Source organism: Kribbella sp. NPDC058245 (assembly GCF_042882005.1).
Classification (GTDB): Bacteria; Actinomycetota; Actinomycetes; order Propionibacteriales; family Kribbellaceae; genus Kribbella.
Genome location: NZ_JBHVWY010000001.1, coordinates 563,509 through 577,596 on the forward strand (window position 1 = coordinate 563,509; position 14,088 = coordinate 577,596).

13 protein-coding genes are annotated in these 14,088 nt (G+C 67.0%); all 13 read right to left on the reverse strand.

All coding sequences use genetic code 11. The annotated features are described in order from the left end of the window. Positions 1-40: 40 nt before the first annotated feature. From ACFVWG_RS02750 to ACFVWG_RS02810, 13 genes are read right to left on the reverse strand one after another with little or no spacing between them, the layout of a single operon-like run. Positions 41-637, reverse strand: coding sequence for a hypothetical protein (locus tag ACFVWG_RS02750; RefSeq protein ID WP_391541388.1), 597 nt, complete (start codon positions 635-637; stop codon positions 41-43). Then, positions 637-1,674 (reverse strand): phosphotransferase family protein, encoded by a 1,038-nt coding sequence (locus ACFVWG_RS02755; protein WP_391541389.1) that lies wholly within the window; start codon positions 1,672-1,674, stop codon positions 637-639. Before ACFVWG_RS02755 ends, ACFVWG_RS02750 begins: the two co-directional genes overlap by 1 nt. Then, on the reverse strand, positions 1,671-3,509 hold the full coding sequence (locus ACFVWG_RS02760; protein ID WP_391541390.1) for an ATP-binding cassette domain-containing protein: 1,839 nt from the start codon (positions 3,507-3,509) through the stop codon (positions 1,671-1,673). Before ACFVWG_RS02760 ends, ACFVWG_RS02755 begins: the two co-directional genes overlap by 4 nt. Beyond that, on the reverse strand, positions 3,506-5,359 hold the full coding sequence (locus ACFVWG_RS02765) for an ABC transporter ATP-binding protein (RefSeq protein WP_391541391.1): 1,854 nt from the start codon (positions 5,357-5,359) through the stop codon (positions 3,506-3,508). Before ACFVWG_RS02765 ends, ACFVWG_RS02760 begins: the two co-directional genes overlap by 4 nt. Further along, complete coding sequence (locus tag ACFVWG_RS02770) at positions 5,356-6,000, reverse strand: dTMP kinase (protein WP_391541392.1); 645 nt, start codon at positions 5,998-6,000, stop codon at positions 5,356-5,358. Before ACFVWG_RS02770 ends, ACFVWG_RS02765 begins: the two co-directional genes overlap by 4 nt. Next, positions 5,997-7,808: an NHL repeat-containing protein gene (locus ACFVWG_RS02775; RefSeq protein ID WP_391541393.1), complete on the reverse strand. Its 1,812-nt coding sequence runs from the start codon at positions 7,806-7,808 to the stop codon at positions 5,997-5,999. Before ACFVWG_RS02775 ends, ACFVWG_RS02770 begins: the two co-directional genes overlap by 4 nt. Beyond that, positions 7,805-8,146: a hypothetical protein gene (locus ACFVWG_RS02780; RefSeq protein ID WP_391541394.1), complete on the reverse strand. Its 342-nt coding sequence runs from the start codon at positions 8,144-8,146 to the stop codon at positions 7,805-7,807. Before ACFVWG_RS02780 ends, ACFVWG_RS02775 begins: the two co-directional genes overlap by 4 nt. A gap of 6 nt (positions 8,147-8,152) precedes the next feature. Further along, positions 8,153-9,019: a phytanoyl-CoA dioxygenase family protein gene (locus ACFVWG_RS02785; protein ID WP_391541395.1), complete on the reverse strand. Its 867-nt coding sequence runs from the start codon at positions 9,017-9,019 to the stop codon at positions 8,153-8,155. A gap of 16 nt (positions 9,020-9,035) precedes the next feature. After that, a complete protein-coding gene (locus tag ACFVWG_RS02790; protein WP_391541396.1) occupies positions 9,036-10,556 on the reverse strand; it encodes a nucleotidyltransferase family protein in 1,521 nt (506 codons plus the stop codon). Next, entirely contained in the window at positions 10,556-11,350 is a 795-nt protein-coding gene (locus ACFVWG_RS02795) for a phytanoyl-CoA dioxygenase family protein (protein ID WP_391541397.1), read from the reverse strand. Before ACFVWG_RS02795 ends, ACFVWG_RS02790 begins: the two co-directional genes overlap by 1 nt. Next, positions 11,347-12,423: a hypothetical protein gene (locus tag ACFVWG_RS02800; RefSeq protein WP_391541398.1), complete on the reverse strand. Its 1,077-nt coding sequence runs from the start codon at positions 12,421-12,423 to the stop codon at positions 11,347-11,349. Before ACFVWG_RS02800 ends, ACFVWG_RS02795 begins: the two co-directional genes overlap by 4 nt. Then, positions 12,420-12,857: a hypothetical protein gene (locus ACFVWG_RS02805; protein WP_391541399.1), complete on the reverse strand. Its 438-nt coding sequence runs from the start codon at positions 12,855-12,857 to the stop codon at positions 12,420-12,422. Before ACFVWG_RS02805 ends, ACFVWG_RS02800 begins: the two co-directional genes overlap by 4 nt. Continuing rightward, positions 12,854-14,008: a hypothetical protein gene (locus ACFVWG_RS02810; protein ID WP_391541400.1), complete on the reverse strand. Its 1,155-nt coding sequence runs from the start codon at positions 14,006-14,008 to the stop codon at positions 12,854-12,856. The genes ACFVWG_RS02805 and ACFVWG_RS02810 overlap by 4 nt, the downstream gene beginning before the upstream one ends. Positions 14,009-14,088: the final 80 nt, after the last annotated feature.

Genomic DNA, 14,088 nt, shown 5'->3' on the forward strand with positions numbered 1-14,088 from the left:
TTCTGCCTCTTCAGGAGGCTGAACCGGACCTTTGTTCGTTTCAGCGCGGGACGACGTTGGCCAGCGAGGTCGGCGCCGGCTCGGCGCCGAGGAGGTAGGGGTGCAGCATGCGACCCGATTTGATGCCGTCGAGCATCCGCTGCGCAGCCGCGAACAGCCGATCCGGATCAACCTGCCAGCAAGCGCGGTAGAGCTGGCACACGTTGGGGCTGATGCTGGCGCCCTGCAAGAGGTTGTAGAGCGCGGCGATGTCGCGGACGACGGCGGAGGCTTCGGACCCGCCGGCGGTGCGGGCTGACAGCGCTCTGTCGAGGGAGAGCGGGTCGGCGTAGGCCTGCCACTCCAGGTGAATCAGAACGTCCTCGAAGTCCGGCACCCGATCCCCGGCCGCACCGGCGACCGCGGAGTACAAGTGCAGCTCACCCTGTGCGAGACACCGTTCGTACGACGCCGTCGCGGCGGCGTTCTGCCGCTGGCCGTAGAGCAACCAGCGGAACGCATGGTCGGAGCTGTGGGGGTAGTCGCCGGACAAGGCGCCACAGAGAAACAGCCCCAGCGCGCTGGAGGGGTTGTCCTGCTTGCTCCACGGGTTGACGTTCCACTGCCAGTCCAGATGAAGCTGCGAGTCGGTACACATTAGTCCTCCGTGGTGGTGCGAATGGGCGAGAAATGGGAGCCAGCCGTGGGACGTCCGGGCTCGAGCAGCGACCTGATCAGGTCGAGGTGCCGATCCAGCCGGTGCGAGCCGAATCCGTCCATCCAGCCGTCGAGGCCGGCCGTCGGCAGAAAATACGCCAGCCGTCCCAGCGAGCGGTCGAGATGGTAGAGCTGTGCGACGCCCGGGTGGTTCGCGGTGAAGTCATGGTGGCTCGGATAGGCCTCGACCAGCGCGGAGCAGAACAGATCCCGGTCCCGGGGCGTCAGCACCTCGGTGGACCAGCTGATCAAGGTCACCAGGTCGTATTGGGGGTCTCCGGCGGATAGCCCCTCGTCGATGATCGCCGCCAGCGACCACTCGGCTCCCTGCTGATCGACGATGAGGTTGCCGCCATGCAGGTCGCCGTGCACCAGCCGTGAGCCGGACGTGCACTCGGTGGCGACAGCGGCGTCAGGCAGCAGGGCACGGATCCGCTCCAGTTCGCCGCGCGACAGCCGGGTGTGACTGCGACCTGAAGGCGCCTGCTCGATGAGCCCTAGCGTGTGCCGGACATTGTCGGCTGTCTGCCTGATCCAGTCGGCGATCGGTGGCCGTGCTTGCCCGCACCATGAGGCGTCCGCCGCGGACAGGCTGTGGAAGACCTGCAACGCGGTACCGATCTGCCGCCCGAGGGCGGCCAGGTCGCCAGATACCTGGCCGCACTCCAGCTTCGACACGTAGTCGGTGAGACTCAGGCCAGGCACGAAGGGCCTGATCAAGCAGTGCCTCCGGGCGCCGTCGACGAGGCAGTCTCCGAAGTACAGAACCTCGGGGAGCTCAGGCAGGAAGGAGTTCGGGACGGCGCCGCGCAGTGCGTCCGCGCGCTGCTGACTACGGTGCGTCGGCTCCTGCGCGCCGTTTCCGAGGATCAGCTTGCAGGTCTCGGCGCCGTGCCATTGCGTGGTCAGATAGCTGTAGCGACCGATTCTTCGGAGTTCGGCGCTGTGGAACCTCGGCACGTCGGGTGTCGGTGTCATGCGGGAGCCTCCGGCTCGTGGTCGGAAGCCGAGCGATAGCCGCTCGCTTGGGTGCTGTACAGCCGTGAGTACAGGCCGTTGATCGCCATCAGCTCCTGATGTGTACCGCGCTCGATGATCGATCCCTGGTCGAGCACCAGAATGTGATCGGCGATGGCCACGGTCGAGAACCGGTGGGAGACTAGCAGCGTGATCGTGCCGTGCCGGCGGCCGAGTTCGGCGGCCTCGGCGGCGAAACTCACGAACAGGTCGTGCTCAGCCTGCGGATCGAGCGCGGCCGAGGGCTCGTCGAGCACCAGTAGCCTCGGCGCCGGAGCCATCAGGCCCCGAGCAACTGCGAGCTTCTGCCACTGGCCGTGAGAGAGCTCGACGCCACCGAAGAGCTTGGAGAGCTGGGTCCCGTACCCGTCGGGTTGCCGTGCGACCACCGCGGCCGCGCCCGCGCGTGCGACGGCGTCCGCCACGGCCGTCTCGTCGTCGAGCCGCGGCAGGTCGCCGAGGCCGACAGTGTGGCGCAGGATGGTCGGGAACTTCACGAAGTCCTGAAAGGTTCCCGAGTGGCTCCGGATCCAGGTGGCGCGATCGCGCTGACTCAAGGGGACGCCGTCGACCGTGATCGTGCCGCTCGTCGGCTCGTGCAGACCGGTCAGGAGCTTGACCAAGGTCGTCTTTCCGGTTCCGTTGATGCCGACCAGGCCGAGCACGCCGCCCGCGGGCAGGTCGAAGTCGAGATCACGCAATACCGGCCGGTCGCTGTCGGGATAGTGAAAGCCGAGACCGCGGATCTGCAAGCCGTCGCTCAACCGCGGTTGGGCCGAGGCGGCCGGAGCCGGGGATTCGAAGCCTGCCGCGCGGGCCTTCAGCCAGAGGTAGTGGCCGATGACATGACTGGCCCGGCCGGTCTCCACGGTGCCTTGAATCGTGGCGGCCAGCTGCCATCGCAGGCCGGAGGCCAGGGTGATCACGAGGATGACGTCGCCGACGGTGGCCCGCCCGCGGAGAACCAGCGAGGTCACCAGGATCAGTGCGGCGATGACGCCGCCGGCGTAGCAGATCCAGCCGCTCAGCTGCCACAGGACCGCGATCGCGTTGGCGCGGGTTTCCCGGGTTCGGCCCTGCTGCCAGCGGTGGTCCGCGCGGCTCGACAACTCCGCACCGCCGCCGGCGATCCAGACCTCCTTGGCCGGTTCCGGAGCGAGGCAGAGATCGTGCAGTTCGCGTTCAAGCCGCTGCAGCTGGGCGCCGTCGTCAACCGCTGCCTGGACGGCGCGGTTGCCGCGTCGGGCGAAGAGGATCGGCGGGACCGCAAGGATGCCCAAGGCAATCAATCGGGGATCGACATCAGCCAGTAGCCACAGGCTCAGCAGCAGGCTGACCACCGATGCGGCGGTGTTGCTGACGGTCCAGCACGAGCCGGCCAGCGAGCGGATGCCTTGCCGGAGGATCACTATCCTGTCCAGGTATCTGGGCTGTTCGAGATGCGAGATGGTCGGAATGCTGCAGGTCATCCGCAGCACCGTCTCGGTGAGCCGGATATCGAGCCGTCCGGTCAGGTCCTCCCGCAGGTTGTTGCCGACCCGCTGGCCGGAGTTCATCGCCGTGAAGCCCACTGCCGCCAACGTCGCGGCCAGCAGCACGCCGGTCAGGTCGTGGCCCGCCGCCGAGTCGGTGATCCGTCGTTGGGCGATCGCGACCACCGCCGTTCCGACCGCGCTCGCGAAGACCAGCAGCGCGATCAGCACAGTGCCGCGCAGGTCGGCCCGCGCCGATTCCCGGAGCATCTCGACGACCACGCCCAGCCGCTGGCCCGCCACCGGCCCCGAGCGCCGGGTCATCGAGGATCACCGACCGTGAAGCGATCCGCCTGCAGGCGGAACAGCCGCGCGTATTGGGCGCCTGCGGCCAGTAGTTCCTCATGGCTTCCGTCCTCGGCGACGCGTCCGTCCTGCAGCAGGACGATGCGATCGGCACGCCGGAGGGTAGAGAAGCGATGCGAGATCAGCACGATGGTGGCATCGGGGACGGCTGTGATCACCTGCTGGTAGAAGTCAGCCTCGGCGAGCACATCGAGGTGTGCTGTGGGTTCGTCCATCACTACCACCGACCTGGCGTGACGGGACGCGAACACGGTGCGGGCGATAGCGAGGCGCTGCCACTGCCCGCCGGATAGATCGCGCCCGTCGCCGCCCCGCCACAAAGAGGTTGATAGGTCCATCTCTCCGTTGCGCAGCAGCTCTGCAGCGTTTGTCGTGGCGAGGACCTCGTGGAGCTCGTCCGCGTCGAAAGCCACCTCCGGGGCGGATAGCCGGATGTTGTCGCCGAGGCTCTCCGGGTAGCGCACGAAATCCTGAAACAGGACCGTCAGTCGACGGCGCCACACGTCCGGATCGAGTTCGGCCAGGTCGATGCCGTCGGCGGTCACCTGTCCTTCGGTCGGTCGGTAGAGCCCTGCCAGCAGCTTGATCAACGTGGTCTTGCCTGCGCCGTTGTCGCCGACGATGCCGAGGACCTCACCTCGTTCGATGCTCAGATTGAACCCGCTCAAGACATCGTGACCGGTACCGGGATATCGGAAGCTCACGTTCTCGAAGGTGATCTGGGGAATCGTCCGGTCCGGCTGCCGTGCGGACCGCACCCGCGATGGAGCTGCCCCAACCGCCGCGACCCGAGTGCGGAGTCGCTCCAGCGCGCGCACCGCGGTCGCGCCGTACTCGATCTGGAAGGGCTCGGCGCCGATACCGGACAGATCGAGCACTCCCCAGACGGCGATCAAGCTGGTGGCGAGCTCGGCGAGGCTGAGGCTGCCGTCCGAGGCCCGCGAGCCGACTACGGCCAGTACGGCGAAGACGACGAGCAGGCCGATGATCGTCACCGGCCACTGCCAGATGCGTAGCCGTCGGGCCTCCTGCCAGCGTTGCAACCACCAGAATCGCAGGTATGTCCCCTGGACCTCGGCCAGCCAGTCCGCGAGACCGAAGATCCTGATCTCCTTCGCTGCATGGGCGCTGGTGCCGAGCTCCAGCCAGCTTTGCGCCCGGCGCTGCTGCGGCGCCAGCGCGTCGACTGAGTTCGACAACCGAAGGTAGTGTCGGCGCACCATTGCTCGCATCGCCAGAGCGGCCACAAACAGGCCGACAGCGAGTGTGATCGAGAACCGCGCCAGCACGGCGGCGGCAGCAAACCCTCCGAGGACCCGGAACAACAGGTGGACCTGACCGATCACCGCTGCGCCGGGCGACCGCGTCAGGCTGTCCCGTCGGCCGAGATCGGAGGCCCGGGCGATGTCGTCCTGAATCTCCCGGTCCTCGAGGAGGTCGAACCGCCGCGAATCTAGGAGCAGGTCGCGCGCTCGCTTCCGGATATGGCCGTCGACTTGACGCGAGACGTCGGTGGCGATCAGTTGCCGTAATGACTGCCCGACCTGACCGAGTACGAGGACCACAGCGAAGAGTGTGAGCGGCCAGATTAGCCTGGAGGACTCCGGCTGGTCGGCTGTTCCCGCCACGGACCCGACGAGGAACCCGGTGACCAGCGCGTCGATGGTCGGAGTGAGCGCGACGGCCGTCTCGACGACGAGCAGCGCGACGATCCAGCCCGATCGGCAGCTGCTGACCAGGCCGAGGATCCGCATTCGTTCGTCCAGCGTCTCCCGGAGCGACGCGGTGGCCGTCCGCCCAGCCTTCACAGCTCGTTACTCCCCCCTGGCTGCAGTGTTCCGAGGTGCTTGAGGAGTGACTCCATCGCCTGATTAGCCACCTCGTCCTGGCGCCTGGTCGCGTCCAGCACTGTGCAGGGACGCTCTGTGGTGCGCTCTACGAGCCGATCTGACATCAGTTCGAGGCGGCGGCTCTCGCTGGCGCCCGGTCGTTCGCCCAGTGCCCGTCGACGCTCCAACGCCTGCTGGTCGTCCAAGCTGAGGTGGAACCAGACGTCGGCAGCCGGAACGAGCTGTGCCACCTCGAAGAAGCGTTGTGTGGACAAGCCATAGCTCTCCATCAAGCACTGCACCGATTCGATGTATCGGTCGCACAGCACGATGTGACCCTCGGCCAACGCGGGCGCCACCTCGGCCTGCCCGAAGCGGAGAGTCTCCAGGCAGATCAGTCCGCCCCGGAAGTTGTTGATCAACTCCGGCGCCTCCTTGTACGGCTTGCCGACCAGGCCAAGATAGTGGTTATAGGCGGGATTGCCGAACAGGCTCAGCTTCAGACGGGTAACCGGCTGTCCCTGCGCGGCCAGACGGTCGGTCAAGCCGTCGATGAGCGACGTCTTTCCAGCTCCGTCGACGCCGGAGATCTCCACGACGACACCTTTGTTCACCTTCACCACAACCAATCTGGTCTTACTGTTTCGTCAGGTCCTTGGTCCGGTCCGCCTGCGGATGGCCACAGATCCGGTACTGCGATTTCCAGCAGGCGGTGACCTCCGTAGTCCGACAGCAGTATTCGGCGCGGATCCGATGCGTCGATGAAGCGCGGGACGCTGAGCGCATCGAGCGCGCCGTCACCTGGCCGGCGAACATGGGTAACTAGGTGCGCTCGACCTGGTCGGCCCGCCCAGGGGATCGCCAGCAGGCCGTCCGTCCCGTCGAAGGTACCGGATGCGAAGAAGCCGCCGCCGGGACTTCTCGCGAGCGCTTTGAGGTGACGCAATGCGATCGGTCCGGTCGCGGTGCCGAGCGCACCAATGGTGTCTCGCGCCTCCAGGCGCGGAGACAACAGACCGAGCCCGTTCTCATGCGCGACGAGCCAGCCGTGCGTCGTCCGTAGAACCTGATGCGGGTCGCCCCAACCGACTTCGCCAGCTCGAAACTGCGCGAGCAGTTCTCCGTCGGGGCTGCATCTGATGATTGACTCGAGCCCTGTGTCCACGACCAGGATGCTGCCATCGTCCAGACACACGAGGTCGTGGGGATCGCTGAACGCGACCGGTGGCCCACCGGAGCGCCGGACCTTGTCCAGAATCGTCACCGGTCGTCCGGCCCGATCCAGTTGCAGGATCTGGCCGCCCACACCGTTGGCGATCCACGTGGTGTGCCGGGTCGTGCGTATTGCGCACCGGGGCCAGTCGAGGAGGACGCCGGTCTCGGCGGACGTGCTGAAGGACCAGCTGATTCGGTTCTCGCTGTCGATCTCGACGACTCGGTTGTTGTTGGTGTCCGCGACCAGGAAGCGGTCGGCGCCCAACCGGGACGCCGACCGGGGAAACGACAGCGATCGGCGGGCAGGAGATCTTTGGGGGACGGACCAGTACTCCTCTCCGGCGGATCCCAGCACGACGACCCGCCGATTCCCGGTATCGGCGACCGCCACCGAGCCGGGCCCGGTCGCCGTGACGCCAAGCGGCTGCGACAGTGGACCGCGGCGAGTGCCGTCGGACGTGGTCGTGGAGGCCCAGTGGCGGACCAGGAGGCCGCTTCGGTCGATCTCGATGACGCGGTCGTTCCGGGTGTCTGCTACCAGCAGGGTTTGCCAGGGGGTCGCATTGGTGGCGCGAGGCGCGAGGAGATCGGTCTGGCCAGAACCTGTCCCACGTTTGCCGTACTGCCAAACGACCTCTCCGAAGGTAAGATCCAGCGCGGTCAGGCGGCAGTGCACGGAGTCGGTGACGATCGCGAGGTCGCCGACGATGCTGATGTCGACTGCCTCAGCGAGCGTCTCCACCCCTGGACGCCACTGCCAGACGACCTGTCCGGCGTGGTCGATCGCCGTTGCGCCGGCTGAGCGGACGTCGCCAGCCGGCCAGTCGGCGACCACGACCAGTTGGCCGACCCGGGCCGCTGCCATCGGCGTGGCGATCCGGGTGGCGGGGACGGGCAGCTCCTCGACGAGCTCGGCGGCCGGGGACAACATGACGATACGGCGGTCGCCGAGTACGGCGACGTACCCCTGCTCGTCGCTCTTGAGTGACGCAATCCGCGATCCGGCGATACCAGGCGCCAGCAGGCGGGGGCTGTCGTTCGGTTCGACCGACAGCAGCACGTCCGCGGCGGGACGGCGGCAAACCAGGACCAGCTCGTCGTTTGGTCCGGTCACCAGCTGACGCGGCTCCCCGAGATCGTCGAGCTGCGGTCCGAGGCGGCGGATACCGATCTCGCGCAGTATCGTCCAGCTCGCTCGGGTGGTGGCTGTCACCTGGATGTCTCGGTGTCGGAGGTCGAGAAGTAAGAGACGAGCAGGTCTCCACGCCAGGCTCGCGCCGGACGGATGTCGAGGCAGTCGCGCATCTCCTCAAGAGACCAGTGGTAGAGGTGGCACCCGTAGTGGTTCAGGCCGTCCGGGCCTTGCGGCATGTGGACGATCGGGACCGAGACCAGGACGCTCTTGCTCCCACGGACCAGCCGATGCACGAGGTCGAGGCCCTCGTCCCGCTTAAGGTGCTCGACGACATCACCCGCGATCACGAGATCCGGTGCCAGCTCACCGTAGACGTCGAGCGCCCAGTCCTTACCTTCGTCGTCGGAACACTGCATCGACACTCACCTCTCGTCTGGCCACAGCTGTGGAAAGACCCGGGCATCGTCGTAGCACGGGACTCCGTCACGGCGTGCGGCGTACTCGTCGGCGACGTGCGAGAACACCTTGCCCTCGGCGTCGTGGTCCTCGACCCAGCGATTGTCACCGGGCTGGAGATGCACAGCCAGTGAGCGGCGCGGCCGGCCACTGGTGTTGCGGCCGCTGCCGTGCAGCAGTCGGCAGTGGTGAAAGCTGATCTGACCGGCCTTCATTGTCTGGGTGTGGATCTGATGTCCGTCTTTCTCCAGCTGTCGGCGAGCGGACAGGAAGTCCATGTTCTGGTAGGACTCCCACTTCTCCGGAGGCCAGTGATGGCTGCCCGGCACGAACAGCAACGGCCCATGATCCTCGGTCACGTCGTCGAGGGCGATCCAAGCGGTCAGCATCCGATCGCTCGAGCAGCTGCGCCAGAACCACCTGTCGGTGTGCCAGGTGACATCGATCGTTCCGTCGGCCGATTCGTCCCTGTCCACCGACGGCTTGTAGATGGAGACGTCGTGCCACAGCCGGATGCTGCTCGCACCAGACAACATCGCGGCCATCTCACCGAGCAGTCGATGCCGGACGATCGCGGCAAGCTCGCGCACCCGGAGTGAGGCGAAGTTGTTGCGACGCAACGTGTTGCCCTTGCTCGGCCGCCATCCCCAGCCTTGCGTGTACGACGCGAACGGCAGCTCCGGATCGACGTCGCCCTCCTGCTGCCGGCGCATGCCCTCGACGGCATGCGCGATCTCCACGTCGTCGAGGGCTCGGGGCGACAGCCAGTGCCCTTCCTGCTGGTAGGTGGCGACATCAACGGCCGCCGGAAGTGGACTGACCTGCTCGTTCATGGACCGGCCTCCCGGGTCAGCTCAGACGGATGACGACGGGCACCAGCAGCGAGAATGCCGGAACACTGAGTGGGTGCTCGCCATGCACTTGGATCAGGAGAGATGTTTCGGCCGGTCGGGGTAAGCCGAGCTGGTCGGGCAGCGCGTACATAGGCACACAGATCTCTGTGGTCAGGTCGCTTCCGGTGCTTGAACCGCTGCCACTTTCGGCGGCCGGCATCAAGATCGTCTCGGTGTACAAATCGCCAAAATCGATACAGACTCGCACCTTGTCGCAACTCTCGTCGGCAACGAAATGGAACTTGAAGAACAGGCAGTCCTCGAACCACCCGACGGTCACGGTCGCTACACGCCCGTCGGCGGATTCCAGATCGGCGGCGATTACGCGGGTCGGGGCGGAGGCTGTATCTGACGTGGTTAGCTGGAGGGCAACGTGGGTCATATCCGAGAGCTTGATCTCGTTGCTGCCCAGTCTCTGGACCAACGTGCTGATCGGGATCCGCCGGTCGAACATGTCGTCGTCAGTGAACTCCAGATCGCAGAACACCCCGCCAGTCACCTTGGTCGGTACTCCGGTCGTCGGCCAGCCATGCCGAGCTGCCAGTTCGCGCACCTCACCCGGGACTTCGGCATCAAGGTGTGCAGCGAGGAGCCACACATACCAGGCGACCGTGCGTTCGGCCCGACCGACTGAAGCTAGCCGGGTGAACTGATCCGGATCAAAGTCAGGTGCCTGCAGCAGATCGAGAATCTCGCGCATCTCGCCGATGCGGATCAAAGGCCGGCCACGACCGCCGTACTGATAGAAGTTGACGTAGTCCTGGTATGCGTGACCGATGTAGGAAAGTGCTGCCAGTGCCGGAGCCGGGACCACGATGCCAGGTAGCTCTAGAAGGCCCGGGGTGCAGTAGTCGATGCACTGGTCATAGGTGAGTGTCCCCAAGGCTGCGGAGTTCTGCTGCCGCCAGATTCCCGGATGTTTGCCAGGCTGGTAGTGCTCCTCGGACGGAACGACGAGAGGATCTTCGAAGTTCACCCATCGATGGATCTCCAGCTTGGCACCGTCACGCAGAAGGCACGCATATTCGTAGGATGCAGGCGCCTTGCCATACCGATATCCGATCCGCTCTGCGGCTGCGGCGAAGGCCACGAGATCGTGCGGCAGCAGGTCGAGGTCGCCGAACTCTCGGATATGGTGGGGGTTTCCGGTCAGGGCGTAAACGTTTGGACCCTTCAGCGAGATCACCGGGGCGTCGGCCGATTCCTGACTCGCGATGAGGCGCCGCATCTCCTGGTGATGATCCTGGTAAAGGTCGTGATGCTGCCGTTCGGTTGCTGTCAGCAACGAGATCGCCTCGGCATTGGCCCAGCTCGGTGTGGATGCCTCCAGCCGTTCCAGCAAACGGCCGACCATTCGGTGCCGCAAACCTTGGCGATGCAGCTCGTCCGCGTCGATCGGCTCAGCGGTCGACGGTTCGGCGCCGAAGCCGGCAGCCCAGCGGAGTGCGCTGAGCGCGTTACTCGTCGAGGAGCTCATCAGACCGGCTCGGCGTCGGCCCAGATGGTGTCACCGGCGGCGCCGGCCGCGGATGGTGAGTACTGCGCGATGTAGGCGCGGCGCGGCTGGTCGGTGACATTGCGGCCGCTGGAGTGGAACAACGTACTGCTAAAGCACACCAGGCTTCCGGCCGGTACCTCGACCAACCGGCCCGTCGAGGTACCGAAGTACCCGGTCAGGTCGCCATTGTCCGGATCCGCGACGTGTGTCACCCGCGTCCGCACCCCGATCTCCGGGAACGGGATGACCCGGATGGCGCCGTTCGCCTCGTTGGTCGGGTCGATCGCGATCCAGCAGGTCAGGTACGGCGCATGGTCGACCGGAACGTAGCCGGAGTCCTGGTGCCAGGAGAACGTGCCGAGGGACTGGGGGTTGCCGTCCGTGCCGTAACCGGTGTCGGCGCCTGCCGTCGCGGCGCCGAGCTTGATCGAGAACTGGTCCCAGATCAGGTGTGCCTGCGGCCCGACCAGCTCGGAGCAGACTTCACGCATCAGCGCGCCGAAGAGGAACTCGCGCAGTTCGGGCTGCTGGTGACGGACGTTGCCGGGGATGTACTGGAGGCCGCGGCGGCTCCCGCCGAGGACGTTCGTGCCGCGCCGTTCCATCTCCGCGTGGATCGCTTCGATCGCCCGGTCGCTCTCGGTCAGCAGCAGCTGCAGATCTTCGTCGGGAAGCACTGCGGGGAGCACGCAGTATCCGTCGGTCGCGTACTGCGCGCGCTGTTCGGTCGTGACGAAGCGAGTGGCCGACGCAGGGATGGAGGAGTTCGTCATGGAGCACTTCCTTCGTGTCGGGGTTGCGGGGGCGCGTCGGGCAGCGGAGTCGCCTGCTGCCGGATCTGGGTCGCGTCGAGCGCAGCCAAATGGTTGAAGGCCTTCTGGTTCTCCGCGGTCGCGGCGTAGTAGCCCGAGCTGCCGCTGACCGGGTGCCAGAGATGGAGCAGCGGATCGCCCAGCGTCACAGCGGTTCCGTCGTAGCTGATCGCCGCGCGATCCGCGGCGTAGGGATGGAAGGCCTGGATCAGCTGCCAGAACATCAGGTCCTCGAACCCCCAGCCCGGGAGTTCGGGTACGCCGCCGGCGCGCCGGAACGCCTGATCCGTGCACAGGTAGGCCGCACTGGCGCGTGGTCCGCGGCTGATCCTGCAGACCTCGGCGCCACGGTCGGTCGACGGCGTCCAGCGGTACGGCGCGTAAGGCCGGTCGTCGACACCCCACAGGTCAACCTGGGCAGCCTCGTGCAAGGTCTTCTTCAGCGTGCTGGGGAAGGAACGGGTCACGTACTCGTACTCGCCGGAAGTCAGGACGACCTCGTCGTGGCCGGTCGCCTGTGGGCCCTGGGCCGGAGGCGTCTCGGTTCGCCAGCTCCCGACTAGCCGCCGGAACCGGGCGAGCAGGTCCACCGGGTCGAGCTCCGCCCGCCGGATCGCGGTGCTCACCGGTGCCGACAGATGGATCTCGCCCCAGTAGGGGAAGACGAACGGACAGTCGAGTCGCTGCAGCTGATCGACCGCACGCGACAAGACGTCCGGGCCGACCAGGAAGTCGGTCTGGTGGAAGTAGATCAGCTCCGCCGGCCGGCTTCGTTCGACGACGCCGAGGTTCATCGCGCGCCCCGGTGAGAACTCGCCGTCCCGGCGGGCGAAGACGTAGCCCGCTCCGAGCTCGTCCGCGAGCCGCTGCTGGGAGGGGCGAGCGCTGATCTCGACGAGCGAGACCCGGTAATTCGGGTAGTCGAGTGTCGCGCACAGGTCGGTCAACACCCGGATCAGGTTCTGGGTGCGCTCGGGATGCGCGGGTGCCTCGCCGAAGGGGACCAGGACGTCGACCCGCGGAGCAGCGGTCACGAGTCCACCCGGGTGCCCGCCAGCCGGGTGAACTCACCACTGGCGACGAGGTCGGCGAACCCGGCGAGGTCCGGCACGCAGACCGTGGCCAGGGAGAAGATCGCCCACGTCCCGGTCAACGCAGTGATGGCGATGACCGGGACACCGGCCTGGTACGCCTCGTACATCTCGATGGCCGTTCCCATGCTGGGCTCCGGCAACCAGGCGATCAGCACATCGCAATGGGCGGCAGCGCGCGCGTAGCGCAGGAACATCTCGCTCTGCTGCTCACGCTGCCAGTCCAGCCGGCCCAGGTTCTCCGTGTGCGGGTCGATGATCGTGGCTCCAGGGACAGCCGCGGTGATCAGGGCAGTGAGCTGCCGGCGGTAGTCCTGAGAGTGGATGCCGTCGTCGGTGCGGCCGCCTTGGATGACTCCGGCCAGGAACACTCTCATGCGGACTCGCCTTCTCGTTCGACCAGAGCACAGATAGCGGCGACACAACGCTCGAGACCATCGCGCCCGAGCTCGTCCAGATAGGCGTGACCGCGGCGTACCGCCGGCATCCAGCCCTCCGGGTGGGTCAGTAGGTCACTGAGGCGCGCGGCGACCTCGGTGCGGATCGTGGGCGTGCGCTCGAAGTCCCGCAGTTGCTCGATGAACCGCTCGGAGCGGTCCCGCAGCGGGGCGGACAGCAGATCGAGCGGGGGCAGGAAGTCCCTGAGATGGACGCTCAGGTCGCCGACCCCGCGACGACGGAACTCGTCGAGCTGCACGTACTGGCTGCTGTTCGACGGTGGGAGGAACAGCGTGGGGACACCGGCCGCCCAGCCCTCCAGCGGCGCCTCCAGACCGGGAACCGTCAAGAACGCCTGGGCCGAGGACAGCCGCTCCACGAAGTCGCGGTGTCCGAGGCATTCGAAGCTCACCGGCGCATCTGGCCACCGGCGCCGGGCCTCGGCGGCGATCCGTTCGCCGCTGGCCACCACGACCTGCGAGAACCCGGTCAGGTCGATCTGGGTCAGGAGCAGGTCGATGATCACGTACGGGTAGTTCGTGTCCCTGCCCGGCTGGTACCAGTCGGCGGCCTCGCCGCCGCCGAAGTTGACGAGCAGGGGCCCGCTGCCGGCGTCGCCGCGACGCTCCGGCCCAGTCCGGACGATCGGACCGACGACGACATGGTTCGCGGGCAGCTCCTGGTACGGCCCGGCCGCGTCGCCGGCGCCGATCGATCGTTGCACCACGCAGAGCTCGAGGTCGGGAAGCCAGACCGGAGCCTCGTCGCCCCACCACCAGGTCAGCGGATCGAGCCAGGCGACCGGGAGCCCGTGCTTGCGGGCCAGCTCGACGCTCGGGCGATCGACGCAGGAGACCAGCAGATCGGCGGCCGCCATCCGGGAGCCGACGAGTTCCTCGAACTCGGGCGCGTCCGTCGGGCAGGCGACCACCTCGTCCCAGCAGTCGGCTCGTTCGGCCAGCTGCAGTGCGGTACCGCTGCCGGCGAAGGTCAGGGCGTGGCCACGCGCGGCCAGTTCCTCGGCGACGGTGACTAGCTTCCCGGCCGGGCCGAACGCGAAGTCCTCGGCGGTCGCGATCAACCGCGCCATCAGCGCTCCGGCGGGAGTCGGTCGAACGCGGGTGTCCGAACATCCATGGTTTCACCTCAGAGTCGATCAGCGGAGGCGGG

Excerpts from the sequence above, each read along its gene's own strand:
- ACFVWG_RS02750 (WP_391541388.1), bottom strand. The coding sequence starts at position 637 with ATGTGTACCGACTCGCAGCTTCATCTGGACTGGCAGTGGAACGTCAAC.
- ACFVWG_RS02755 (WP_391541389.1), bottom strand. The coding sequence starts at position 1,674 with ATGACACCGACACCCGACGTGCCGAGGTTCCACAGCGCCGAACTCCGA.
- ACFVWG_RS02790 (WP_391541396.1), bottom strand. The coding sequence starts at position 10,556 with ATGAGCTCCTCGACGAGTAACGCGCTCAGCGCACTCCGCTGGGCTGCC.
- ACFVWG_RS02795 (WP_391541397.1), bottom strand. The coding sequence starts at position 11,350 with ATGACGAACTCCTCCATCCCTGCGTCGGCCACTCGCTTCGTCACGACC.
- ACFVWG_RS02760 (WP_391541390.1), bottom strand. The coding sequence starts at position 3,509 with ATGACCCGGCGCTCGGGGCCGGTGGCGGGCCAGCGGCTGGGCGTGGTC.
- ACFVWG_RS02785 (WP_391541395.1), bottom strand. The coding sequence starts at position 9,019 with ATGAACGAGCAGGTCAGTCCACTTCCGGCGGCCGTTGATGTCGCCACC.
- ACFVWG_RS02805 (WP_391541399.1), bottom strand. The coding sequence starts at position 12,857 with ATGAGAGTGTTCCTGGCCGGAGTCATCCAAGGCGGCCGCACCGACGAC.
- ACFVWG_RS02810 (WP_391541400.1), bottom strand. The coding sequence starts at position 14,008 with ATGGCGCGGTTGATCGCGACCGCCGAGGACTTCGCGTTCGGCCCGGCC.
- ACFVWG_RS02780 (WP_391541394.1), bottom strand. The coding sequence starts at position 8,146 with ATGCAGTGTTCCGACGACGAAGGTAAGGACTGGGCGCTCGACGTCTAC.